Origin of the sequence: Roseovarius nanhaiticus, from assembly GCF_900156535.1 — a bacterium.
Classification (GTDB): Bacteria; Pseudomonadota; Alphaproteobacteria; order Rhodobacterales; family Rhodobacteraceae; genus Roseovarius; species Roseovarius nanhaiticus.
This window is the reverse complement of record NZ_FTNV01000003.1, coordinates 1-22,402: the sequence shown is the minus strand read 5'-3', so window position 1 is coordinate 22,402 and position 22,402 is coordinate 1. Positions and strand designations below refer to the sequence as shown.

Below are 22,402 nucleotides of genomic sequence, written 5' to 3'. Positions count from 1 at the left end.
GACAGATGAAAGCTCTTTTGATTGCCACCTGTGCGGCACTCCTCGGCGCGTCTGCGGGAATGGCCGAGACGGAGAAATCCGAGATGAACCACTCCAAGATGGATCACTCCAAAATGGACCATTCGAGCATGACCATGAGTGCCGAGCAGATGGAGGGTGCCGTGCATACTATGGCCACTCTCAACTCCATCGGGGACGGCACGGCAAATGTCAGCCACGAGCCGATCCCTGAAATCGGCTGGCCCGCCATGACGATGGACCTGCCCGTACTGCCCGAGGCGCACATGATGGGCGACGCCTCCGCAGGCGATAGCGTCACACTGATGCTGATCAAGGGCGAGGATGGCATGTATGCCATCGGCGGCATCATGGCCGAGTGATCGAGGCCGCCAAATCATGCAGCGTGGCCGCAAGCTTGCAAGCGGGCTGCCCCCGTCGCGGCGGCCACGCGAAAACACTCAAGGGAGTTACCCAATGAAACCGATCAAAACAGCGCTCGCCACACTTTCCGCCGCCGCATTGGCCCTTGGGCTGGCCACCATGGGCGGCGCAGGCATGGCGCATGCGGAAAATCAAACGAACGCGGCCAATCACGGCACAATGCATGTCACCAAGAGCCCCACCTGCGGCTGCTGCGGCGCTTGGGTCGCGCTGGCGCGCGAGGAAGGCTACGATGTCGAGGTGACCGACATCCAGAACGTGACCCCCACCAAACGCGCCGCTGGTATTCCCGGCGATTTGTGGTCCTGCCATACAGCCATGATCGAGGGCTATGTCGTCGAGGGCCATGTGCCCTTCGATGCGCTGGCCAAACTGCTGGAGGAGCGGCCCGATATCGCAGGGATCGCGGTACCCGGAATGCCCGCTGGCTCGCCCGGCATGGGGGATGATCCGGCCGCGCGGTTCGACGTGATCGCGTTCGGCGGTGACGCCGGTGCCGGTGAGGTCTTCTACCGGGCCGGTCTTTGAGGATAAGGAGCGGTCGGGGGCTATGCCATCGCCGCTCTCGTCGCCATAAGATCGGTGATCACCGGACAGCGTGTTGCATCGGCACATATGATTGGAGCTAAGAGTATGAAACAGACACTTCTTGCCGGCATCGCACTGGCGTTCACGGCGACGGGCGCAGCGGCGCATTCCAAAGCCGAGGAGACCTTGCCCGCCGATGCCGCGACCGTCGCCTCGGTCCCATACATTGAGATGCGCTTCAACGATGCCATGCGCATAACAGTGATTTTGATGTCCGGTCCCGACGGCGAAGTGGAATTGACGCGCGAGACGGGTATGGATCCGGTGACCGAATTTCGCGCGCTGCCACCGCGCGAGTTGCCGGACGGCGCCTACGAGGTGAACTGGCGCGGCATGTCGTCTGACGGGCATCCCATGCAGGGCAGCTTTGCCTTTGAGATTGCAAACTGACCCTGATGGAGGGGCTCGCACCGATTGACCATTGGGTGGCTTTGGCGGTTATCGCCAAGGCGGCAGGTTATGGCGCCGCCCTGCTTGCTATGGGTGGCCCGCTTTTTGCGGTCGCATTTCCGCGTGCATCAGTTGACGTTCTGGGGCTGGCGCAGAGGGTTGCGGTCATTGCCGCCCTCGCTGCGCTTGTGGTTCTCGCCTTGCGTTTCGGCATTCGCGCGGCGCGTATCTCGGGCATGGGCCTGTCTGGCGCGCTGGATCCGGTTATGTTGGGATTTGTCTGGGAAAGCCCGCTTGGCACTGCGGCACTCTGGCAGGCGGGCGGTGCGCTGATGATCATTGCCTGGCTGATGCGGGGCAGGGTCGGTCTTGGCATAGCGTTGCTCGGGACGCTACTGATCGGGCTGTCTTTCACCTTCGTGGGGCACTCCCTTGGCGATCCGCCTGCGCTGCTCGCTGGGCTGCTGACGGCTCATCTTTTGGCCGCGGCGTTCTGGGTGGCTGCCTTGCCGCCCCTATTCCGCGCAGTTCAGGACACCGGGGGAGCCGCGCTACTGCATCGGTTCGGGCACATCGCTGCTGTCACGGTCTCGGTGCTGGTCGCGGCAGGCCTCGTCTTTGCATGGCTGATGACCGGATCGCTCGTGGGCCTCTTCACCACCGCCTACGGCTGGACGCTCTTGGCGAAACTGGCATTGGTGGCCGGTCTGATGGCGCTCGCCGCGCTTAACAAATGGCGGCTTGTTCCGGCGCTTGCTACTGGAATGCCGCGCGCCGGGATCCGTCTGCGGCGCTCAATCTTAGTCGAAGCAATCGCCGTCGCGTTGATCCTGCTCGCGACAGCTGCGCTTACCTCTGTCACCACGCCCCCGGTAAACCTGTAGCTTTCGGCATATCCAAAGGTTTCCCATGGAACGCCGTCGCCACTATCGAGTAGGTCAGCTTGATTGCGGTTGCATGATTGGCCGGTGGTCTAACGGAACGATGGTGTCGGGGCCAGGCGGTCGGCATCCAAAGGCGCTGTGTGGTCAGACAGTGTCGTAGCGGCGGTGGCGCCCCTCGATCGGGATGTGATCCTTGCGCTGGCTGTCGACTAGCTTGTCGTTCAACAGCCCGTCCCGGCCCTTGCATGGCGTTCTCACAGTAGCCGTTTCGCCGTGGCGATCCTGATGCGATGAAGGCGGTCTTGGCACGCACGGCCCCGATCCAAGCGCGCACCCTTTTGACGTTCATTCAGCGCCATTGCAGAAGTTACGTATTTCGGCGGTCTGCACAGGATGGAGGTTGCCGCACATGGGCACTGTCTGCGGCGCAAATGGTCGAGAGGCTTTCCCGGACGGCCCAGATCAGGATCACGCGGTCCAACGGCCGATCTGAAACCGCCCGCCCGAGACCGCGTAGTCATGGTCACCAGCGGTTTCAAACAGTTGAGCTGATCCCGATTGGTGCCACCATGCTATATGCGCCATTGGCCACTGGTCTGCGCCGTCACGCCGATCTGGCGCACGGCATCGGCAAGTGAGCTTACGTACAACTGCAACATGTCGACCTGCCGTCGCCCCGACACGATCTCTTCAGACATGTCTTTCTTTCCGGCCATCTGGCCTTGCGGAAGCGGGACAATACCAGTCCGGCTCGTGGACCACTTCGGTGGGGTACGGCAGCATCTCCAGCGCAAACCGCAACCTTGGTTAAGGTTTGCGATCAGAAACATTTGTGTTAATCGGTATTTCAAATACTTATTTATCAGAGGGCTTCCGAGTGCGTCTTACCTCGTTCACGGACTATGGCTTGCGGATGCTGATGCGAATGGCCAGCGCGCCGGAACGCGGGTTTTCCACCTCGGAGCTTGCAACCGAATTCGGCATTTCGCGGCATCACCTGTCGAAGATCATGCAGCGGCTGTCTGCGGGTGGCATCGTCATGACCAGGCGCGGCGGTGGCGGCGGCGGTATGCTGGCACGCGACGCGGGCGATATCAGCTTGGGACAGGTTGTCCGCCTTCTCGAAGAGGGGCAGCCGCTGGTCGAGTGTTTCGCGCCGGGGGGTGGCGAATGCGTCATTGACGGCCGTTGCAAGCTGAAGGCGCGCCTTCGCTCTGCCGAGGCCGCGTTTCTGAAAGATCTTGATCGGGCCAGTCTGGCGGATATCGCGCTGGCACCGCCGGCCACTCTTGAAGGGGCAATTCCATGACATCTGCCGGAACGCTCAGCAGCTTTGAACGCCGGATCGCTTTTGCGTTGTCCATCGCATTGGCAATCATCGGATTTGCCATGGCAGCTGCGGCTGGCAAAGGCGTGATGGCCGTTCATGGCGCCATGGCGCTGGCACTCGGACTGTTCCTGGTTTTCCGAACAGGCGGCGCGCTTTATGACGACGCGCCCGGACCCGAGCGCCATGACCGTTATTTCGACGGCCCCACCCGTTTTGGTATCGTGATGACATTGGTCTGGGCCATCGTCGCGATGGGTGTCGGCGTCTGGGTGTCCGCGCTTCTTTACTGGCCTGAAGGCACGACTGCCCTTCCCTGGACCAGCTTCGGACGGCTGCGCCCCGTGCACACCACCGGCATCATCTTTGGGTTTGGCGGCAACGCCCTGATTGCGACCTCGTTCTACGTGTTGCAACGCACCGCGCGGACGCGGCTGGCCGATGCAATCAGCCCATGGTTCGTGCTGATCGGGTTTAACCTTTTCTGCCTCTGGGCGGTCAGCGGCTATCTGATGGGCAGCACGCAATCCAAGGAGTACGCCGAGGCGGAATGGTATGCCGACATATGGCTTGTGATCGTGTGGGTCGTCTATTTCACCGTCTATATCCGCACCCTCGCACGGCGACACGAGCCACATATCTATGTGGCAAACTGGTATTACATGGCCTTCATCCTGATTGTCGCGATGCTGCATATCGTCAACAATCTCGCCCTTCCGGTGCGCTGGAATACCGCCGACAGCTTCACGATATGGGCGGGTGTGCAGGATGCGATGATCCAGTGGTGGTACGGGCATAACGCGGTCGCGTTCTTCCTGACCTCGGGCTTTCTGGGGATGCTCTATTACTACCTGCCGGTGCGGTCGGGGCGTCCGATCTGGTCCTACCGGCTGTCGATCCTCAGCTTTTGGGGCATTGTCTTTTTCTACATCTGGGTCGGCTCGCACCATTTGCATTACACTGCCCTGCCCTATTGGGTGCAGACCCTTGGCATGACGTTCTCGGTGATGCTGCTGGTGCCGTCTTGGGCGTCGGCGGGCAACGCCATCGCGACACTGAACGGCGCCTGGCACAAGGTGCGCGACGACGCGACGCTGCGCTTCATGTTCGTCGCCGCAGTGTTCTATGGCCTTTCGACCTTCGAGGGGTCGTTTCTGGCGATCCGGCCTGTCAACTCGCTGAGCCATTATACCGACTGGACGGTCGGGCACGTCCATTCCGGAACGCTCGGCTGGGTGGCGATGATCATTTTCGGCGCGATCTACACGATGGTTCCGCAGCTTTCGGGGCGCGAGGCGATGGCATGGCCCCGCGCGATCGAGTGGCACTTCTGGCTCGCTGTCGGGGGCACGCTGGTCTACGTCGTGGCGATGTGGAACGCGGGCATCACGCAAGGGCTGATGTGGCGTGCCTATGACGAGAACGGCGCGCTGTCCTACAGTTTTGTCCAATCGGTCGAGGCGATGGCGCCCTACTACCTGATCCGCACCATCGGGGGCGGCATGTTCCTGACAGGGGCCATTATCTGCGCGCTCAACTGCCTCGCCACCTTCCGCAGCGCGCCTTACATGGCCGAGCCGCGCGACGTGCCCCTCAAACCGCAGCCGGCGGAGTAGGTTATGCTCAGACTTCATTACAACCTCGAGAAGATGTCGATGGGCCTGGTGGCCGGCATCATCGTCGCCGCATCGATCGGCGGGATCGTCGAGATCGCGCCGTTGTTCACCATTGACGAGACGGTTGAGATACCGGACGACATGCGCCCGCATACCCCGCTGGAATTGGCCGGACGCGAAATCTATATCCGCGAGGGATGCTACGCCTGTCACAGCCAGATGGTACGTAGCCTCGCGGACGAGCTGGACCGCTATGGACCCTACTCGTTGGCCGCCGAGAGTGCCTATGATCACCCCATGCTGTGGGGCTCCAAACGGACCGGCCCCGATCTGGCCCGCTTGGGCGAGAAATATTCCGATGCCTGGCACAGCGCGCATCTGATCGACCCGCGCAGCGTCGTGCCCGCCTCGATCATGCCCGCCTATCCGTGGCTGAGCCGGGATCTGGACACCGACCTGATCGGCGATCAACTGGCCACACTTGCCACACTGGGCGTGCCCTATACTGCGGACATGGTGGATGCCGCCCTTGACGATGCCAAGGGGCAAAGCCAGCCGGACACGGAGGCAGGCGACGCCGTGCGAGAGCGCTATGGCGCGGATGTCGCCGTGCGCGCCTTCGACGGTGATCCGGGCCGCCTGACCGAAATGGATGCGGTCGTGGCCTATCTGCAATCGCTGGGCACCCTGACCGATGCGCCCTATGAGCTGCTGGCAGGAGAGACGCAATGAGTCACGACACGCTCGTTCTGATCGCCAAGACTTTCGGCCCGATCTGGATGATGGGCTTTTTCATCATCGTGCTGATCCGCACCTACAATCCCAAGCGCCGCGCGGACCATGAAAGGGCGGCCCGCTCCATCCTGCCCGATCAAGCCGGGGAGGACGCGGGATGAGCGATGATCCACGCCGAAATGCCGAAGGCAGCAATGAGGTTGATCCGCATACCGGGCATCGCGAGGTCGATCCCGTCACCGGATACGACACGACCGGGCATGACTGGAACGGCATCCGCGAGCTGAACACACCCTTTCCCAAGATCGCGATCTGGGCGCTTGCCCTCAGCTTTGTCTATTCCGTCATAGCGTGGATCCTGCTGCCGGCCTGGCCTTTGGGGCAGGATTACACCCGCGGCCTTCTGGGGCTGGATCAGGGCGACATGGCGGTCGAGCGGTACCGCGCCATCAGCGCCGAGCGCGCAGACTGGCTGGCCCGTTTCGAGGGGGGCGATTTCGCGGCGCTCAAGTCCGACGATACCTTGATGCTGCCCGCGATGGCCGCAGCCAATCGGCTCTATCAGGATAATTGCGCGGCCTGCCACGGCGCGGAGGGCGGCGGCGGCCCCGGATTTCCGGTTTTGAACGATGGGCATTGGCTCTGGGGTGGCGATCCGGCGACGATCGCGGAAATCTTGCATGTCGGCATCAACGGCGCTGGCGCTGATGCGCGGTTCGCACAGATGCCGTCCTTTGACTGGATGGAGCGGGGCGAGCTTGGCGCACTGGCCGATTACGTCGCCGCGCTTCCCGGCGAGGGCGCGGACCCCGACAGCACAGGTGCCGAGCTTTTTGCGGATAATTGCAGCTCCTGCCACGGCGAGAATGGGGAAGGCGGGCTGATGATCGGTGCGCCGTCCCTGACCGACGAGGCGGTCATTTACGGGCAGGGTCGCGCCAGCGTTCTGAACACGCTGCGCAGCGGGCGGCAGGGGGTCATGCCGGCTTGGTCGGACCGTCTGTCCGATGCCGAGATCAATCTGCTCGCGCTTTATGTCTCGACCCTTTCCGATGACATTTCGGAGGCGCAGGAATGACCGCAGCCGTGCAGCGCAGATTGGCCATCACCGGCGCGTTTCTGGCGATCGGCCTCTTCATCGCGGCAAACGCGCATCTGATCACCGTCGCGCTGAATTCGCAGCCCGACTGCACATTGTCCGAGCGCGCCGCCGCCGCCAAACCCGCCTGCTGAAAGGTCTGAGATGCTCGAACCTCTCCCGACACTGCGCGCCCCTGACAGGCCGGACTCGCCCCTTGCCCGGTCCTTGCCCGCGACCGCAGCCTTCGCTTGGCTAAGCGCCGGCTGGAGCGATTTTCGCGCGGGCCTTGCACAAAGTCTGATCTATGGCATCTGCGTGGTGATTTTTTCTTACGCGGTCCTCTGGGCGCTTGCGTCGGCGGGACTTCTCTATCTCGCGCTTCCGATGGTTTCGGGGTTTTTGATCGTCGGGCCATTTTTTGCCATCGGCCTCTATGAGAAGAGCCGCGCCCGCGAGGAAGGCGCACGCATCGGCCTGATGCGCATGCTTGTGATCAAGGGCGCGCCGCTGGGGCAGTTGGCCTTTGCCGGGCTGATGCTGGGCCTGCTCGTGCTGTTCTGGATCCGGATTGCCGATCTTCTTTATGCGCTTTTCTTCGGCCTTACGCCTTTTCCGGGGGCCGAAGATGCGTTTGTCAACGTCCTGACCACAACCAGGGGCTGGATGCTGATCGGGGTCGGGACCGCGATCGGGGGGCTTTTTGCCGCCTTCGCCTTCGCGCTGAGCCTTTTCTCGATCCCCATGATCATGGCCGAGCGGCGCGACGCATTGACCGCCCTCGGCCTCAGCTTCGCCATGACGACGCACAACCTGAAGCCCGCGCTGACATGGGCCGCCATCGTCGCGGGCGGTCTAGCGCTGAGCGCATTGACCGGCCTTCTGGGGCTGGCGGTGGTGTTCCCGGTTCTGGGTCATGGCACATGGCACGCCTACAAGGCGATCCGGCGGCTCGATAAATGAGCTGGCTCGTACTCATCCCGATGTCGATCACCATGGGCCTGATCGGCCTTGCCGCATTCGCATGGGCGCTGCGACACGACCAATTCGACGATCCCATGGGCAATGCTGAACGCGTCCTGATACCCGATCCCCCACTTGAAATAAAAGGAGATGAAGATGACAAAATGGCTACCAACCCTGAAAACGGCAACGCCCGAAGAAGGCTATGATCTGGCGGTGAAGATGGCGCGCGTTGCAGTCAAGATGACTCAGCCGGACGCCGCGATCCGCGACAGGCTGCGGCCCGAATATGCAGAAGATTCCACCGCCCTGATCGCGTCGAGCCAGGTCGTGGCGACTCATTTCGCAACTGTTGCTGCGGCAAACGACTATTGGAAAGATGCCTAAGAACCGTACCTGAATATTAACAGAAGCTCGGACCGGCGAAGGGCGCCGTGGACAAGCGGGGAAAGGACATCCGCCACAAGACCCGAGAGGTCTGTTCGGCAAAGGCGAAGATTTTCGGTCTTTTGGCGGGCCTGTCACGCGAGCAGAGGGTTTCGGTGCTCTGCCGCCGTGAGGGCATCGCCGAAAGCCTGTATTATAGAGGGCCAAATGAGTTCCTCGATGCTGGCAACCGCCGATTGGCCGGCGACGCGGCCCGTTGGGTAACGTCGCCAGATGTCACAGATCTGCGCCCGGACACCTCGGATTTGAAAGAACGCGTGGCCGATCTCACACTAGAAAACTGTCTGCTCAAACTGGCATGACAGGGACCGGGGAATTCCGGATATGAGATGTTCTACAACCGCAAAGCTGGAAATCATCCGCTTTGTTGAGGGATCATATCCGCCCACCAAGATGACTTGGCCGACGGTCTGACCGATAACCTTCTGCCAAGATGTCCTTCCTCCGCAGGGGATATCAGCTGATGTTTGGCTAGTCGGCATCCAAGGCGCGGGGTTGCCATCCGATATACTTGGCGCCAAACGCGCATATCCTGATTCAGAGTTTGTTTTAGATCAAACATCCGACTGAGATGATGTGGCATCAGATGCCATGCTCATTGGATTCGCCCGTCTGATCTTGCTGATCACAGTCTTACTCGCCATGGCCAACGGGTCTATGGCGCGTATGGCGATGCCCATGTCAGACGCGATGACGGCCGTGATCTGCATCAACGGCGCTGCGGTCGAGGTTGTGCTCGATGCCGATGGGGCACCCTCCCCGCTTGAGACAGCCACCATCTGCGACACCTGCCCTGTTTGCGCGCTGACGGCCGCCCATGCGCCGGCGCAGCCCGCTGCTCCCGGTCGTGCCATCTCCTACGCGGCGTTCTTGCCCATGGGCGAGACTGCTTTGCCGCCGCATGGCGCATCCCTTGATCGCGCTCACGCACGCGGCCCACCTCAAGAACAGAAAAATATCTGATATGCCTGCCCGCATCTGCCCTCCTCGCGCCACCGGCCCGGCAACGCCTCCCAAGACGGCTCCGATTGCCAAGCGCCCTCGTCTTTCCCACATGATATCCTGTGTCATTGGCCTCGCTGCGCTGCTTTTGGCTGCGCTGATGCCCGGCGATGGCGTGCGCGCGCAGGCGGCCTCGGTGCTGGCCGAATACATCGGCGACGTGGCGCCCGGCGATCTGGCCCCGGGGGCGGACGCCTTTGGCTCCATCCGCGACGACATGCCGGTGGCGCCTCTGCTGCAGGGCGGCGAGCGGATCGGTTGGGCCTTCATCGCGTCTGATTACGTCGGCACAACGGGCTATTCGGGCAAGCCTATCCACACAATGGTCGCCGTCGACGATGACGCCATCGTTCTGGGCGTCAAGCTGGTCAAGCATTCCGAGCCGATCGTTCTGATCGGCATCCCCGATTCCAAGATTCAGGCGCTTGCGGCGGATTATGCCGGGCTCGACCTCGTGAAGGAGGCGCAATCGGGCGGGACTGCGCATGAGCTCGACATCATCGCAGGCGCGACCGTGACGATCATGGTGATCGACGATTCGATCGTGCGCGCCGGCCTCAAGGTGGCGCGCGATCTGGGCCTTGGCGGACTGACCGCCCCCAATGCGCCCACCGGCCCCAAATTCGAGATCAACCCCGAGGCCACCGCGCCGCAGGACTGGGAAACGCTGGCCGGTGACGGCACGCTGCGCCGCCTGTCGCTGGACGTGGGCGAAGTGAACGCGGCCTTTGAGGCGATGGACGACCCACGCGCCGCCAAACGCGCGCTGAAAGACCCGCCCGAGACCAATTTCATCGATATGTATATGGGCCTCGTGTCCGTTCCTGCCGTGGGCGAAGCCCTCTTGGGCAGCGCCGAGAATGCCAACCTGCAGGACTGGCTGGAAGAGGACGAGCACGCGATCATGGTGGCCGGGGACGGCCTCTATTCCTTCAAGGGATCGGGCTATGTCCGCGGCGGGATCTTTGACCGGATCGTGTTGATCCAAGGCGATACCTCGGTGCGGTTCCGCGACAAGATGCACCGCCGGCTGGGCGCGGTCGCGGCCGAAGGCGCGCCGAATTTCAGCGAGACGGACCTTTTCAAGATTCCGGCCGACGCGGGGTTCGATCCGACCGAGCCCTTCCGCCTGCAACTGCTTGTGCAGCGCGACGTGGCCGCGATCGAACGGGTCTTTACCACCTTCGAGATGAGCTACGATCTGCCCGCGCAATACATGCAGGAAGTGCCCGGCAGCGCGCCCGTCCCCGCTGCGTCCAATGATGCGCAACTGATGGCCGATCAGGACGAATTGGCCGCGCAGTCCGCCCTGTGGAAACGCCTCTGGCTGGACAAGACGCAGGAGATCATCGTGCTGGCGACGATGCTGACGATCCTGACGGGCGCCTTCTTCTTTCAGGGCTTCCTGACCCGGTCCGAGCGCGTCACCTACTGGTTCCGGATGACCTTCCTCACCGTGACGCTGGTCTATCTGGGCTGGTATGCCAACGCACAGCTTTCGGTGGTCAACCTCATGGCGCTCTTCGGCGCGCTGACCAGCGATTTCAGCTGGCAGGCCTTCCTGCTCGACCCGCTGACCTTCATCCTGTGGTTCGCGGTCGCGGCGGCGCTGATCTTCTGGGGCCGCGGGGCCTATTGTGGCTGGCTCTGCCCGTTCGGCGCATTGCAGGAGTTGCTGAACCAGATCGGCCGCAAGCTGGGCATTCCGCAATGGACCCTGCCCTGGGGCCTGCATGAGCGGCTCTGGCCCATCAAATACATGATCTTCCTCGGGCTTTTCGGCGTCTCGCTGGCGTCCCTCGAACAGGCCGAGATCTATGCCGAGGTCGAACCGTTCAAAACCGCGATCATCCTCAACTTCATGCGCGCCTGGCCCTTCGTGGCCTATGTCGTCGCGCTGCTGGTGGCCGGGCTCTTCGTCGAGCGGTTCTTCTGCCGCTACCTCTGCCCGCTGGGCGCGGGCCTGGCCATCCCGGCCCGGCTGCGCATGTTCGACTGGCTGAAACGCTACAAGGAATGCGGCAACCCTTGCCAGACCTGTGCGCATGAATGCTTCGTGCAGGCAATCCATCCCACTGGAGAGATCAACCCCAATGAATGCCTCAACTGCATGCATTGCCAGGTTCTGTATCAATCCAAGGAGAAGTGCCCGGTCGTGATCCGCAAGCTCAAACGGCGCGAGACCGCGTCGCGCGGCTCGGCGGAGCTGGACCGGGCGATCAAGAACCACCCCAACCTGAAGGAGACTTCCAATGTCTGACGACACAAAAAAACACGGCATCAGCCGCCGGGGCCTTTTGGGCGCCACGGGCGGTGCAGCCCTCTTGGGCGGGTCGGGCGCGGCGCGCATGGCGCTACTGGGCGGCGCCGCTGGCGCAGCCACGGTCGCCTCGACCGGCAAAGCTTCGGCCGCAGTTCAAGGCATCAACCTCGAGCCGGGCGAGTTGGACGAGTATTACGGCTTCTGGTCCTCGGGCCAGACGGGCGAGCTGCGCATCCTAGGCTTTCCGTCCATGCGCGAGCTGATGCGCGTTCCGGTCTTCAACCGCTGCTCGGCCACCGGCTGGGGCCAGACCAACGAAAGCCTCGCGATCTTCGAAGAAGGCATGCTGCCCCAGACCAAGGAATTCCTTGCCGCCAACGGCAAGCGCGTGCATGACAATGGCGATTTGCACCACCCGCACATGTCCTTCACCGATGGCACCTATGACGGGCGCTACCTCTTCATGAATGACAAGGCCAACACGCGCGTCGCGCGGGTCCGCTGCGACGTGATGAAGGCCGACAAGATCGTCGAGATCCCCAATGCCAAGGCGATCCACGGACTGCGTCCGCAAAAATTCCCGCGCACGGGCTATGTCTTTGCCAATGGCGAGGACGAGGTTCCGATGGTCAATGACGGGACCAACATGGACGACATCTCGAACTACGTGAACTTCTTCACCGCGCTTGACGGTGACACGATGGAGATCGCGTGGCAGGTGATGGTGTCGGGCAACCTCGACAACACCGATTGCGACTATCAGGGCAAATACGCCTTCTCGACCTCCTACAACTCGGAAATGGGCATGAACCTCGCCGAGATGACCGAGGCCGAGCGCGACCATGTCGTGATCTTCAACCTCAAAGAAATCGAGAAGGGCATCGAGAACGGCGACTATCAGGAGATGAACGGCGTCAAGGTGATCGACGGGCGCAAGGGCCAGAACAAGAAATACACCCGTTACGTGCCGATCCCCAGCAGCCCGCACGGCATCAACACGGCGCCGGACATGAAGCACGTCTGCGTCGCAGGCAAGCTGTCGCCGACCGTATCCGTTCTGGACGTGCGCAAGATGGACGCGCTTTTCGACGAGGATGCCGATCCCCGCTCGGTCGTCGTGGCGGAGCCGGAGCTTGGCCTTGGGCCGCTTCACACCGCGTTCGACGGCAAGGGCTATGCGTTCACAACGCTCTTCCTCGACAGCCAGGTGGTGAAGTGGAACATCGAGGACGCAGTCAAGCTCTATAATGGAGAGGATATCGACCCCATCGTGTCCAAGGTCGACGTGCAGTACCAACCGGGGCACAACTCCACCACCATGGGCGAAACCAAGGAAGCCGATGGCAAATGGCTGCTTTCGCTCAACAAGTTCTCCAAGGACCGGTTCCTCAATGTCGGCCCGCTCAAGCCGGAGAACGAGCAGATCATCGACATTTCGACCGATGACATGAAGGTGGTGCATGACGGACCGACCTTCGCCGAGCCGCATGACGCGATCCTCGTGCGGCGCGATATCGTCAATCCTCTCGATGTCTGGAACCGCGACGATCCGATGTGGGCCAAGACGCGCGAGCAGGCCGAGGCCGATGGCGTCGATATCGACGACTACATGGACACCGTCATCCGAGACGGCAACAAGGTGCGCGTCTACATGTCCAGCAACGCACCAATGTTCTCGCTGGAGAAGTTCGAGGTCGAAGAGGGCAACGAGGTGACAGTCATCATCACCAACCTCGACGATATCGACGATCTCAGCCACGGCTTCACGCTGAACAACCACGGCGTGGCGTTTGAGATCTCGCCGCAACAGACCGCGTCGGTCACGTTCACGGCGGCCAAGCCGGGCGTCTACTGGTACTATTGCCAGTGGTTCTGCCACGCCCTCCACATGGAGATGCGCGGCCGGATGCTGGTCAAGCCGAAGGCGAGCTGATCCATGGCGCTGCTCCGCCTTCTGCTGGCCGCCTGCATTCTGGCGATGCCCGCATGGGCCGAAACCGTCACGGTTTCGGCAGGCGGCGGAGCCTTGCAAACTGCCATCGCCGGGGCTGCCCCTGGCGATGTGCTGATCCTTGCGCCGGGCCGTCACGACGGCCCGGTGACGCTGGCCGAAACGATCACATTGGACGGTCAGAACAAGGCCGAGATCGTCGGCACCGAAGAAGGCTCGGTCGTGACGGTGACCGGCAATGACATCACCGTGCGCGGGCTGACGATCACCGGATCGGGCAGCAGCCACACGACCATCGACAGCGGCGTGCAACTGATCAAGACGGCGCGGCGCGCCCTGATCGAGAACAACACCATCCTCGGCAATCTCTTCGGCGTCGACATCCACGGCGCGAACAACAGTATCGTGCGGGGCAACACCATCGTTGGCCGCCGCGACCGGCGCATGAATGATCGCGGCAACGGCGTCTATGTCTGGAATGCCACCGGCGCCGAAGTCATCGGCAACGATATCCGCTACGGGCGTGATGGCATCTTCGTGAACACGTCGCGGCGCAACGTCTTCCGCGGCAACCTCTTTCGCGATTTGCGCTTCGCGGTGCACTACATGTATGCCAATGACAGCGAAGTGTCGCAAAACGTGTCTATCGGCAATCATCTGGGCTATGCGCTGATGTTTTCCGACCGCGTGCAGGTGCTGGACAACCTGTCGCTGAATGATCGCGACCACGGCATCATGCTGAACTACGCCAACCAGTCCGACATTCAGGGCAATCTGGTGCAGGGCGGCGCCGAGAAATGCACGTTCATCTACAATGCCCATCGCAACCTGATCGCCGACAACCGCTTTGAGGGCTGCGATATCGGCATCCACTTCACGGCCGGCTCCGAGCGGAACGCGCTGACCGGAAACGCCTTTGTCGGCAACCGCACGCAGGTGAAATATGTCGGCACGACCGACGTCGAATGGAGCTTTGAAGGCCGCGGCAATTTCTGGTCCGATCATCCGGCCTTCGATCTGGATGGAGACGGGCGCGCCGACAGCGCGTTTCGCCCCAATGACCTGATGGATCATATCCTCTGGTCACAGCCTTCGGCGGCGCTTCTGATGGGCGCGCCGGCGGTTCAGCTGATACGCTGGTCGCAAAGCAGCTTTCCCGCCACCCTGCCCGGCGGTGTGCTGGACAGTCACCCGATGATGGCACCGGTCGAGATTGCCGTGCCCGATGACATGGCCGAATTGGCCGAGCAAAGCGCCGGACGTTGGCGCAATGGAAAGACCAATGACGAAGAGTTTGATCCTCTCGCAACTCACTAAGACCTACGCGGGCACCCCTGCGCTGCGCGACGTCGCGCTCGAGGTCGCACCGGGCGAGCGTGTTGCGCTGCTGGGCCATAACGGCGCCGGCAAGTCCACGATGATGAAGATCATCCTAGGCCTGATCCCCTATGACAGCGGCCAAATCGAGGTTCTGGGCGCCGCGCCCGGATCGACGGGCGCGCGCGCGCATGTCGCCTATCTGCCCGAAAACGTGGCCTTCCATCCGGCGCTGAGCGGGCTGGAGCAGATCCGCCATTTCCTGCGCCTGCGGGGCCTGCCCGCAAGCGGCGCGATCGACCTTCTGGCCCGCGTCGGGCTGGCGGATGCGGCCAAGCGGCGCATCGGCACCTATTCCAAGGGGATGCGCCAACGGATCGGCCTCGCACAGGCGCTGATCGGCCAGCCCCGCCTTCTGGTGCTGGACGAGCCGACGAGCGGCCTCGATCCCGTCTCGCGCCGCGATTTCTACACGTTGCTCGACGGTCTGGCCGCCGATGGCGCCGCGATCCTTCTGTCCAGCCACGCCCTGACCGAGGTCGAGGCGCGCACCGATCGCCTCGTCATCCTGTCGCAGGGCCGCGTCGTCGCCCAAGGCACGCTGCCCGACCTGCGCCGCGCCGCGAACCTGTCGGTGACGCTGCATGTCATTCCGCAAGCCGGCGCCGAGGGCAAGCTGGCGGCGGCCCTGCCACAAGGGCACATGAATGGCACTGGCCTGCATCTGGACGTCACGCAAAATGACAAACTGCCGGTCCTGTCGCAGATAACCGCACTCAAGGATCTGGTCGCCGATATCGAAATCACACCGCCCAGCCTCGAAGACATCTACAGCCATTACAGCCGGAGGGACGGGCAATGACACGGATCCTTTCCACCGCCGCAACCGAGTTCCGCATCGCGCTGCGCAACCGCTGGGTCGCGATCGCGGTGTTGATGATGGTGGTCTTTTCGCTGGTTCTCTCGGCTGCGGGGTCCGCGCCGACGGGCGCGCTCGGAACAGACCGCCTCTCGGTGACGGTGGCCAGCCTCACGTCGCTCAGCGTCTACCTCGTGCCGCTGGTCGCGCTGCTCATGTCCTTCGACGCCATCGCTGGCGAGGTCGAGCGCGGCACGCTGCCCCTGCTGCTGACCTATCCCGGCAATCGCGCCGAACTGCTCCTGGGCAAGCTCGCGGCGCATCTGGCTGTGCTGACACTGGCCATCATCGCGGGCTATGGCAGCGCCGCGATCGCGGCCTGGCTGGTCGATCCGGAAGCCGTGCAGGGTCTGCCCGCGCTTCTGCGGCTGGTCTGGAGTTCGGTCCTTCTGGGCGCGACGTTTTTGTGCCTCGGCTACGGGCTATCGGCGCTGTCACGGCGCCCCTCGGGCGCGGCGGGGCTGGCGATCGGGCTGTGGCTAGGCATGATCGTTCTTTACGATCTGGGCCTGCTCGCAGCCATTGTCGCCGATAGCGGCGGCTGGTTCACAACCGATCTATTCCCTTGGCTACTGGTCGCCAACCCGGCGGATGCGTTCCGCCTCTTCAATCTGGCCGCATCGGACGCCACCGCGGCGGCGGCCGGGATCGGCGGAGCGGCCAATGCAATTCCGCCGCTTTATGCGTTGCTCTCGATCCTTTTGTGGCCGTTCCTGGCGCTTGCCGCCTCGGTTTTGGCCTTCCGCAAGGTGACGCCATGAGGGTTCTGCCTGCCATCCTGTGCGTCCTTGCACTGGCCGCCTGCCGCGAAGAGGCCAAAGCGCCCGAGCCGGTCCGCATGACGCAAGATGCCATCGGCCATTTCTGCCAGATGAACCTGCTCGAGCATCCCGGCCCGAAGGCGCAGGTCCATCTGGAGGGGCTGCCCGGAATGCCGCTCTTTTTCAGCCAGGTCCGTGATGCCATCGCCTATCAGCGCATGCCCGAGCAAAGCCACGCGATCACCGCGATCTATGTGCAGGATGTCGGCACCGTGCCCAGCTGGGACGCGCCGGGGCAGGATCATTGGATCGCCGCCGAGGAGGCCTATTACGTCCTCGGCTCGGATCGCACGGGCGGCATGGGCGCGCCCGAAACCGTGCCCTTCGCCGAGGAAGCGGCCGCCAGGGATTACATCGCCGCGCATGGCGGCGAGGTCCTGCGCCTCGCCCAGATCCCCGATCAGGCCGTTCTGGCGCCCGTGGCCGATGGCCTGTTAAGCCGCGCGGAGGACGATGCCGACTTCTCCGACCGGCTGCGCAAACTATCGAATGAGAGGAAGAACTGAGATGTCCAGATTGTCCCGCCGCCGCTTCCTGACCATCAGCGCAGGGGCCGCCGCAACCGCCGCCGGCAGCTTCGCGGGCAGCACGGCTGCCGCGCCGGAGATCACGCAGTGGCGCGGTATGGCACTTGGCGCGCGCACCACGCTGACGCTGGCGCATGCCGATGCAGACCGCATTGCCGCCGACGTCGCGCGTGAGCTGGACCGGCTGGAGGATATCTTCAGCCTCTACAAACCCGCCTCGGCCCTGTCTCGCCTCAATGCGGATGGCCAGCTTGACGCGCCGCCCTTCGAACTGCTGGAGTGCCTGTCGCTCTGCGGCCAACTCCACGCACTTACTGGCGGGCTTTTCGATCCAACGATACAGCCGCTCTGGTCCGCATGGGCGCGGCATTACAGCGGTGAGTCCGGTGGCCTCGATGTGGCACACGCACAGGCATTGACCGGCTGGCAGAATGTCAGCTTCGGCAGCGGCTTCGTACGGCTCAAGCGCCCCGGCATGGCCCTGACCTTGAACGGGATCGCGCAGGGGGTCATCGCGGATCGCATCGCGGCGATGCTGCGCGCCGAAGGGCTGACAAATATCATGGTCGATACTGGCGAGTTGGCCGCCATCGGCGGGCATCCCCACGGCGGCGACTGGCCCGTGACACTGCGGTCAGGCGGGCAGACCCATCTGCGGGACATGGCGATGGCCACCTCCGCACCGCGTGGTACCTGCTTTGACGCCGCGCAAACAGCCGGCCATATCCTCAACCCGGTCACCGGGCAGCCAGCGGATACGCCATGGCGTCAGATTTCGATTTCTGGCCCTTCTGCGGCGATGACCGATGGGCTGACCACAGCGGCGTGCCTGATGGACCGCACCACCATCCAAGCAGCCGTGCGGACACTTGGCCTGCGGTTGGTGCATCTTTCCTGAAGCGTTCAGCACATCCGGAGCGCGCATCCGGATCAGGTCTGCCGCCCGTGCAGAAGGGACGCGCAGAAGGTGTGTCGCATCAAGCAGGCTGGCAAGGCATGCCTGTGTCAGAGATCTGTCGGACGGCAGGGATCCAGTGACCGGCAGAGGATTGCAAAGCCATCGCCGGGCGGTAGCCAAGTGGCCCTCCTCACTTCGAAAAAAAGTATGCCGGACTGTTGGCAACCGAGGTGAAGCAACTGAAGAAAATCGTTGCGGACCCGACGTTGGTGCGCGGGATGTGCAACGATTGTGCAATCACGATCCCGACGGCGTTTGACGTCATCGGATTTCACCGCTCGACCTTCGCTGCAAATCCCGCCGCACCAATCAGGCTAGTTTCGGGAAACGGATCACCGAGATCTGCGAGACATCGTGTGTGCTGTGATTACAGGCATGTTCACGTGCTGTCAGACCACAAAGGCCGGGGGCATACATCGTTGCCCGGCAGGCTATTGCGTAGCTGTGGGCGAGAGCGATCAAGTAGGTCTGCCGCATCGACAAGAAGTTGGGGATGCCGCTTCGGAACAAGACATCCAAGCACAGAGCGAAGGCGAAGCTGCGCGTTGACCGCGCCAAAGCTCTCAGCCCCAACGACGTTTGGGCGATGAATTCTGTCCATGACCAGCTGGCGACAGGCCATAAGCTGCGTATCCCGACCGAGGTCGACACCTTTTCGCGATACGTGCCGCTGCTCGATGCGCGGCTGCGCTATCCGCCGGCCGGCAGGTGAATGCTCACATGCGCCGAGGGACGCTGGCAGGATGTCATCGCGCCGCTGGCCCGAGTGTGCGGTGGATTGACCACATCCCAAGACGATCCGGGGCGATCAAGGCCTGCATCCCTCAGGCAACACAGCGGAATTTGAAGAGGAAGACGAGGCCTGGTGAGAGCCTGTCATGCCGGCAACCCCGGACTTGGCATGTCAATGGCGCTGAGCTGCCAAGGATCAACTTGGCCTTCACAGCGTTCAGTAAGCCGGAGAGGGCGTGCACCTGACACCCCTTCTCTTCACGCCTGCCAGATGATTGTTCGCGATGGTCGCAGCAGGCGTGACGTCGCCTTCCGAGTCTGAATGCAGGGCGGCCCTGTCAGCGCGCCGTTTTAGCTAGGTCACGAAGGCCTTTCGGACAGGGGATCTGGCGAGGCTTGGCTCGAAGGCCTCCCCTACAGGCTTGCACGGGCTGTGAGAGGCCTCAGTCGCCGGTTACCGTAAGTCCAAGCAGGCGCCAGACCTGCATACCGCCGCGGTAGTATGAGATCCGGTCGGCGGGGTAATTGGCCTGAATCATGTTGCGGATCGCCGTGGGTGACTGGCCGCACCAGATGCCGTTGCAGAAGAGCGCCACGCGCTTCGCCGTCGTGCAGTCCCACCCGTCAAAATCTGCCTCGCAGCCCAGCTGGCCCAATTCGTCGACGATACGGTCGTAGGGGATGCTGACCGCTCCCGGGATCGTACCACCCTTGAACCAGTCATAGGTGCGACTGTCCACAACGACCGCCTCAGGATCCTGTAGCATCTCAATGAGCTCAAGCTCGCCGATGGTCGCCGCTCCCTCTGCGGGCGTCATGGGCTGAATGCAAAATTCAGGGCAAGGACGCGAGGTCCGGGCCCATTCGCCGGAAATCTCGTTCGTCGTATCCTGAATTCGACCAATCTCTACGGGGCCATCCGAAGTGTCCACGGTGACAGTGGGCATCTGCTTGGAAATGCCCACTTGGCTCTCGGCCTGCGCCAATCCCGGGGCGAGGGTCAGAGCAAACGTCAGAACAAGCAGTTTCATATGGGCCTCCTCCTCTGCTTCTTGCACAGGCTCCAAGCTTAGCCGTTGATTGGCGCGGCGTCACCGCCGAACACAGACAAAAGAAACACCTTCTGCCGGTCAGCGAGCGGAATGTCCTCGACGAGGCTTAGTCCTCGCTCGCCGGGTTCACCGGTTTGTCATTCGAAACTACGTTTAACTCTGGATGTGAGCACCACGTGGCAAAACTGACCCCGCTTCGTGGCAAACCAAAACAGCGGTTTTGGCATAACTACGCCCGTCCCGATAATCTGTCGACGCGGGCATAGTTAGGCCAAACGGGGCTTTCGCGACCCAGAAAACTTAATGATTTCAACGCTAAGTTCTATCACCGTCGAAAACCAACGAGCAACTTTGCCAAGCAATCGGCGAAAGTCGTGCCAAGTGAATTCGGGCCAAGTTTTGCCGACCATTGAGCAGACACAAAAAAGCCGCCCATGTGGGCGGCTTTCAGAGGCGTTTTTTTTGCAGAAATCTATAGGTCAGCACGACGAAAAACTTTCGACCGCAAGAGAACGCGGTCCATGATCGGTTCGATGCCACGATCAGAAAGACGCTTCGACATTGCCTTCGTGCTGACCCCTTCCCTCTTCGCGAGATCCTTGAGCGAAACATGAATGTCCAAAAAGCGCTGAATCTCTTCGACAGCGAATCGCAGGCGAACCGATCCACGCGCGTTGATAACCTCCGTTACTTGCAAAAATGGTCGGCCAGTTTCGTCCAATTTGGTCCTCAAATGGGTCACTCCAACCGTCGAAACGCCAAGCCGGCGCGCAGTTTCTGCGACACTACATCCATGATGATCTTCACTGGCGTTCGCGACAGCGTAGACCTCATCTGGGTCGACCAGTACCGAACGAAATCGAAGCGATTCATTCAACAATTCAACCTTGGATAAGCGACCATCAAGGACCATTCGCACAATATCGGCTGCCGTCTCGCGCGCGATTTCAGAGGCGTCGATGACATTCATCATTCCCTTGCTGGCCGATGTAACGGGCCGGCCGCTGGATCGGAACGCTTCGAGGAATGAATCGATTTCATCGAGTGGCACCTGAGTCAGAACCCCGCCGTGCAATCCCAAGCCAGGCGCGACCTGCTTCAAGATCCCGCACTTGACCAGCATCTGGGCTTGTGTGCGATTGCAGTTCAGATATTCAGGAGCGCTCTTAATCGGCAAAGATCGATTGATCCGATCGGCCAGAGCTTCACCAGCCGTCGCGTCGAATGTTCTCCAAACATCAATAACCTCCAAGTCTACATTCGCTAGCAGACCGGTGACAGCCACCGCCCTATTGATTGTTTTCACATGAATGCCTGAGTATTCGGCGAGAGTTGGCACGCTGTGACGCTTGCGGTGCTCGATCGCATGGCCAAAGAGAACCGTTTCAGGATCGACCGGCATCGTATCGACGATATATTCGCGAACGCAATCAAGGATTGGACCCGGGTCGGTGTGAGATTTGTTGTATTGAAGCCATTTAAAAATGCGGCCGAGCACTAACTGTGGGCCTCCCCAGCAATTCCTAGCCTTCACTGGCGCCGTAATCTCGTCCAAGATCGAATAAATTCCAACCGGCCCCTGACTGGCGGCCGCGTATCCGATTGCGCCAGCTTCATCCCATTCTGCAAGAGTCGGCGTCCGAAGGTCTACATCGGCACCCATAAGGCGACAGATGCCGAGCATTTCGCAGGCTTTGCTTGCTTGATCTATTCCCTGATTATCGAGCCAAGCGGGCCCCGACGCTCCTGAAAACCGGTCCTCAACATATGCCTGCAGAGGAGAGACACGCCTACGCTCTGCTTCGGCGCCTTGCTTCCGCAGAAAGTCGTCTTCAGGGGCGACGAGGTTCATGTCCTGAAAACGCTCATAGTATCCCAGGTTCTTGCGCCGAGTGAGGAGTATGCCATGACGCGGACAAACGCGGACGGTTGAGAACATCCAAGAAAGGCGCCCTACCCGGTCCCCATTCGCCTCCGCAGCTGCATCATCTATTAGGCACGCTGGGCAGTACGTTGTGTAGGTGCGCGTCATGAACCGAGCGTTGAAGGTTTCACCCTTATAGGCCAGCAGCCGTTCGCCAGCCTTTTGAGGGCCGCCCCCCAGAATCTGCGTTTCTGGAACACCTGTAAATTTTGACAGGCGCTCCACTGTTTTGACGTTCAGGTCCATTATATGGGCCTGCTTGATCTCAACCATTTTGAGAAAGTCCGCACAGGTCATGCCAGTGTGGAAGCGGGCGACGCGGGCCCCCCAAGAAACGGTTGTTTCATCGGCATATGGGGGCAAGACTGGAAGCATGGGCATATGTTCAAACCCTCTCCAGCTTTTTCTTTTGCCGCTTTGTGCGCGACTCGTCGTATTCTTCGGCACCCGCATCCAGATTTATCGAT

General features: G+C 61.8%; 26 protein-coding genes. 23 read left to right on the top strand and 3 right to left on the bottom strand.

Translation table 11 applies throughout. From position 1 onward, the window contains the following. The first annotated feature begins 5 nt into the window (after positions 1-5). The 4 genes from BW975_RS13265 to BW975_RS13250 all read left to right on the top strand — a co-directional run bounded on the left by BW975_RS13265 (position 6) and on the right by BW975_RS13250 (position 2,303). Positions 6-380 carry a copper-binding protein gene (locus BW975_RS13265; RefSeq protein WP_076534821.1) on the top strand — a complete coding sequence of 125 codons (375 nt, stop codon included), beginning with the start codon at positions 6-8 and terminating at the stop codon, positions 378-380. Positions 381-474: 94 nt separating this feature from the next. Next, on the top strand, positions 475-969 hold the full coding sequence (locus BW975_RS13260) for a DUF411 domain-containing protein (RefSeq protein ID WP_076534820.1): 495 nt from the start codon (positions 475-477) through the stop codon (positions 967-969). 105 nt (positions 970-1,074) lie between these two features. Next, complete coding sequence (locus tag BW975_RS13255; protein ID WP_076534819.1) at positions 1,075-1,419, top strand: copper resistance CopC family protein; 345 nt, start codon at positions 1,075-1,077, stop codon at positions 1,417-1,419. 5 nt (positions 1,420-1,424) lie between these two features. Continuing rightward, complete coding sequence (locus BW975_RS13250) at positions 1,425-2,303, top strand: copper resistance D family protein (RefSeq protein ID WP_076534818.1); 879 nt, start codon at positions 1,425-1,427, stop codon at positions 2,301-2,303. A gap of 572 nt (positions 2,304-2,875) precedes the next feature. Here the strand turns inward: BW975_RS13250 and BW975_RS18370 are convergent. Then, positions 2,876-3,001 (bottom strand): hypothetical protein, encoded by a 126-nt coding sequence (locus BW975_RS18370; RefSeq protein WP_272482026.1) that lies wholly within the window; start codon positions 2,999-3,001, stop codon positions 2,876-2,878. 179 nt (positions 3,002-3,180) lie between these two features. Here BW975_RS18370 and BW975_RS13245 point away from each other — a divergent pair, with 179 nt between their 5' ends. The 19 genes from BW975_RS13245 (at position 3,181) to BW975_RS13160 (ending at position 18,939) form a co-directional block, all read left to right on the top strand. Beyond that, on the top strand, positions 3,181-3,612 hold the full coding sequence (locus BW975_RS13245; protein WP_076534817.1) for an RrF2 family transcriptional regulator: 432 nt from the start codon (positions 3,181-3,183) through the stop codon (positions 3,610-3,612). After that, on the top strand, positions 3,609-5,246 hold the full coding sequence (gene ccoN / locus BW975_RS13240; RefSeq protein WP_076534816.1) for a cytochrome-c oxidase, cbb3-type subunit I: 1,638 nt from the start codon (positions 3,609-3,611) through the stop codon (positions 5,244-5,246). The genes BW975_RS13245 and ccoN overlap by 4 nt, the downstream gene beginning before the upstream one ends. A 3-nt stretch (positions 5,247-5,249) precedes the next feature. After that, on the top strand, positions 5,250-5,978 hold the full coding sequence (ccoO, locus tag BW975_RS13235; RefSeq protein WP_076534815.1) for a cytochrome-c oxidase, cbb3-type subunit II: 729 nt from the start codon (positions 5,250-5,252) through the stop codon (positions 5,976-5,978). Beyond that, complete coding sequence (locus BW975_RS13230) at positions 5,975-6,142, top strand: cbb3-type cytochrome oxidase subunit 3 (protein WP_083687112.1); 168 nt, start codon at positions 5,975-5,977, stop codon at positions 6,140-6,142. The genes ccoO and BW975_RS13230 overlap by 4 nt, the downstream gene beginning before the upstream one ends. Beyond that, positions 6,139-7,059, top strand: coding sequence for a cytochrome-c oxidase, cbb3-type subunit III (ccoP, locus tag BW975_RS13225; protein WP_076534814.1), 921 nt, complete (start codon positions 6,139-6,141; stop codon positions 7,057-7,059). The genes BW975_RS13230 and ccoP overlap by 4 nt, the downstream gene beginning before the upstream one ends. Beyond that, positions 7,056-7,214: a hypothetical protein gene (locus tag BW975_RS18090; protein WP_170846595.1), complete on the top strand. Its 159-nt coding sequence runs from the start codon at positions 7,056-7,058 to the stop codon at positions 7,212-7,214. Before ccoP ends, BW975_RS18090 begins: the two co-directional genes overlap by 4 nt. Before the next feature lie 10 nt (positions 7,215-7,224). Beyond that, entirely contained in the window at positions 7,225-8,022 is a 798-nt protein-coding gene (locus tag BW975_RS13220) for a DUF2189 domain-containing protein (protein WP_076534813.1), read from the top strand. Then, the gene (gene ccoS, locus BW975_RS13215; RefSeq protein WP_076534812.1) at positions 8,019-8,231 is read left to right on the top strand and encodes a cbb3-type cytochrome oxidase assembly protein CcoS; all 213 of its coding nucleotides are present in this window, start codon (positions 8,019-8,021) and stop codon (positions 8,229-8,231) included. Before BW975_RS13220 ends, ccoS begins: the two co-directional genes overlap by 4 nt. Beyond that, entirely contained in the window at positions 8,173-8,409 is a 237-nt protein-coding gene (locus BW975_RS13210) for a hexameric tyrosine-coordinated heme protein (RefSeq protein WP_244512591.1), read from the top strand. Before ccoS ends, BW975_RS13210 begins: the two co-directional genes overlap by 59 nt. Before the next feature lie 47 nt (positions 8,410-8,456). Further along, positions 8,457-8,771, top strand: coding sequence for a hypothetical protein (locus tag BW975_RS13205; RefSeq protein ID WP_083687111.1), 315 nt, complete (start codon positions 8,457-8,459; stop codon positions 8,769-8,771). 376 nt (positions 8,772-9,147) lie between these two features. Next, a complete protein-coding gene (locus tag BW975_RS13200) occupies positions 9,148-9,432 on the top strand; it encodes a hypothetical protein (RefSeq protein ID WP_139194248.1) in 285 nt (94 codons plus the stop codon). Positions 9,433-9,523: 91 nt separating this feature from the next. Continuing rightward, positions 9,524-11,731: a NosR/NirI family protein gene (locus BW975_RS13195; RefSeq protein WP_076534809.1), complete on the top strand. Its 2,208-nt coding sequence runs from the start codon at positions 9,524-9,526 to the stop codon at positions 11,729-11,731. Then, a complete protein-coding gene (gene nosZ / locus BW975_RS13190) occupies positions 11,724-13,667 on the top strand; it encodes a TAT-dependent nitrous-oxide reductase (RefSeq protein ID WP_076534808.1) in 1,944 nt (647 codons plus the stop codon). The genes BW975_RS13195 and nosZ overlap by 8 nt, the downstream gene beginning before the upstream one ends. Positions 13,668-13,670: 3 nt before the next feature. Then, the gene (locus tag BW975_RS13185; RefSeq protein WP_170846596.1) at positions 13,671-15,002 is read left to right on the top strand and encodes a nitrous oxide reductase family maturation protein NosD; all 1,332 of its coding nucleotides are present in this window, start codon (positions 13,671-13,673) and stop codon (positions 15,000-15,002) included. After that, positions 14,968-15,864, top strand: coding sequence for an ABC transporter ATP-binding protein (locus BW975_RS13180; RefSeq protein ID WP_076534807.1), 897 nt, complete (start codon positions 14,968-14,970; stop codon positions 15,862-15,864). Before BW975_RS13185 ends, BW975_RS13180 begins: the two co-directional genes overlap by 35 nt. Continuing rightward, entirely contained in the window at positions 15,861-16,682 is an 822-nt protein-coding gene (locus BW975_RS13175; RefSeq protein WP_076534806.1) for an ABC transporter permease, read from the top strand. The genes BW975_RS13180 and BW975_RS13175 overlap by 4 nt, the downstream gene beginning before the upstream one ends. Next, positions 16,679-17,248 (top strand): nitrous oxide reductase accessory protein NosL, encoded by a 570-nt coding sequence (locus BW975_RS13170; protein ID WP_076534805.1) that lies wholly within the window; start codon positions 16,679-16,681, stop codon positions 17,246-17,248. Before BW975_RS13175 ends, BW975_RS13170 begins: the two co-directional genes overlap by 4 nt. 1 nt (position 17,249) lies before the next feature. Next, positions 17,250-18,167 carry an FAD:protein FMN transferase gene (locus tag BW975_RS13165; protein ID WP_244512592.1) on the top strand — a complete coding sequence of 306 codons (918 nt, stop codon included), beginning with the start codon at positions 17,250-17,252 and terminating at the stop codon, positions 18,165-18,167. A gap of 553 nt (positions 18,168-18,720) precedes the next feature. Further along, complete coding sequence (locus BW975_RS13160) at positions 18,721-18,939, top strand: hypothetical protein (protein WP_076534804.1); 219 nt, start codon at positions 18,721-18,723, stop codon at positions 18,937-18,939. A 463-nt stretch (positions 18,940-19,402) separates the two neighbouring features. Here BW975_RS13160 and BW975_RS13155 read toward each other — a convergent pair whose 3' ends face one another. Both BW975_RS13155 and BW975_RS17815 read right to left on the bottom strand, forming a co-directional pair. After that, on the bottom strand, positions 19,403-19,990 hold the full coding sequence (locus BW975_RS13155; protein ID WP_076534803.1) for a rhodanese-like domain-containing protein: 588 nt from the start codon (positions 19,988-19,990) through the stop codon (positions 19,403-19,405). A gap of 493 nt (positions 19,991-20,483) precedes the next feature. Further along, positions 20,484-22,310 (bottom strand): TniQ family protein, encoded by a 1,827-nt coding sequence (locus BW975_RS17815; RefSeq protein WP_244512597.1) that lies wholly within the window; start codon positions 22,308-22,310, stop codon positions 20,484-20,486. Positions 22,311-22,402 lie beyond the last annotated feature (92 nt).

Excerpts from the sequence above, each read along its gene's own strand:
- ccoS (WP_076534812.1), top strand. The coding sequence starts at position 8,019 with ATGAGCTGGCTCGTACTCATCCCGATGTCGATCACCATGGGCCTGATC.
- BW975_RS13260 (WP_076534820.1), top strand. The coding sequence starts at position 475 with ATGAAACCGATCAAAACAGCGCTCGCCACACTTTCCGCCGCCGCATTG.
- BW975_RS13160 (WP_076534804.1), top strand. The coding sequence starts at position 18,721 with ATGCCGCTTCGGAACAAGACATCCAAGCACAGAGCGAAGGCGAAGCTG.
- BW975_RS13170 (WP_076534805.1), top strand. The coding sequence starts at position 16,679 with ATGAGGGTTCTGCCTGCCATCCTGTGCGTCCTTGCACTGGCCGCCTGC.
- BW975_RS13230 (WP_083687112.1), top strand. The coding sequence starts at position 5,975 with ATGAGTCACGACACGCTCGTTCTGATCGCCAAGACTTTCGGCCCGATC.
- BW975_RS13255 (WP_076534819.1), top strand. The coding sequence starts at position 1,075 with ATGAAACAGACACTTCTTGCCGGCATCGCACTGGCGTTCACGGCGACG.
- BW975_RS13200 (WP_139194248.1), top strand. The coding sequence starts at position 9,148 with ATGTCAGACGCGATGACGGCCGTGATCTGCATCAACGGCGCTGCGGTC.
- ccoN (WP_076534816.1), top strand. The coding sequence starts at position 3,609 with ATGACATCTGCCGGAACGCTCAGCAGCTTTGAACGCCGGATCGCTTTT.
- BW975_RS13155 (WP_076534803.1), bottom strand. The coding sequence starts at position 19,990 with ATGAAACTGCTTGTTCTGACGTTTGCTCTGACCCTCGCCCCGGGATTG.
- BW975_RS13185 (WP_170846596.1), top strand. The coding sequence starts at position 13,671 with ATGGCGCTGCTCCGCCTTCTGCTGGCCGCCTGCATTCTGGCGATGCCC.
- BW975_RS13175 (WP_076534806.1), top strand. The coding sequence starts at position 15,861 with ATGACACGGATCCTTTCCACCGCCGCAACCGAGTTCCGCATCGCGCTG.
- BW975_RS13210 (WP_244512591.1), top strand. The coding sequence starts at position 8,173 with ATGAAGATGACAAAATGGCTACCAACCCTGAAAACGGCAACGCCCGAA.
- ccoP (WP_076534814.1), top strand. The coding sequence starts at position 6,139 with ATGAGCGATGATCCACGCCGAAATGCCGAAGGCAGCAATGAGGTTGAT.
- ccoO (WP_076534815.1), top strand. The coding sequence starts at position 5,250 with ATGCTCAGACTTCATTACAACCTCGAGAAGATGTCGATGGGCCTGGTG.
- BW975_RS13195 (WP_076534809.1), top strand. The coding sequence starts at position 9,524 with ATGATATCCTGTGTCATTGGCCTCGCTGCGCTGCTTTTGGCTGCGCTG.
- BW975_RS18370 (WP_272482026.1), bottom strand. The coding sequence starts at position 3,001 with ATGTCTGAAGAGATCGTGTCGGGGCGACGGCAGGTCGACATGTTGCAG.
- BW975_RS13165 (WP_244512592.1), top strand. The coding sequence starts at position 17,250 with ATGTCCAGATTGTCCCGCCGCCGCTTCCTGACCATCAGCGCAGGGGCC.
- BW975_RS13250 (WP_076534818.1), top strand. The coding sequence starts at position 1,425 with ATGGAGGGGCTCGCACCGATTGACCATTGGGTGGCTTTGGCGGTTATC.
- BW975_RS13180 (WP_076534807.1), top strand. The coding sequence starts at position 14,968 with ATGACGAAGAGTTTGATCCTCTCGCAACTCACTAAGACCTACGCGGGC.
- BW975_RS17815 (WP_244512597.1), bottom strand. The coding sequence starts at position 22,310 with ATGCTTCCAGTCTTGCCCCCATATGCCGATGAAACAACCGTTTCTTGG.
- BW975_RS13265 (WP_076534821.1), top strand. The coding sequence starts at position 6 with ATGAAAGCTCTTTTGATTGCCACCTGTGCGGCACTCCTCGGCGCGTCT.
- nosZ (WP_076534808.1), top strand. The coding sequence starts at position 11,724 with ATGTCTGACGACACAAAAAAACACGGCATCAGCCGCCGGGGCCTTTTG.
- BW975_RS18090 (WP_170846595.1), top strand. The coding sequence starts at position 7,056 with ATGACCGCAGCCGTGCAGCGCAGATTGGCCATCACCGGCGCGTTTCTG.
- BW975_RS13220 (WP_076534813.1), top strand. The coding sequence starts at position 7,225 with ATGCTCGAACCTCTCCCGACACTGCGCGCCCCTGACAGGCCGGACTCG.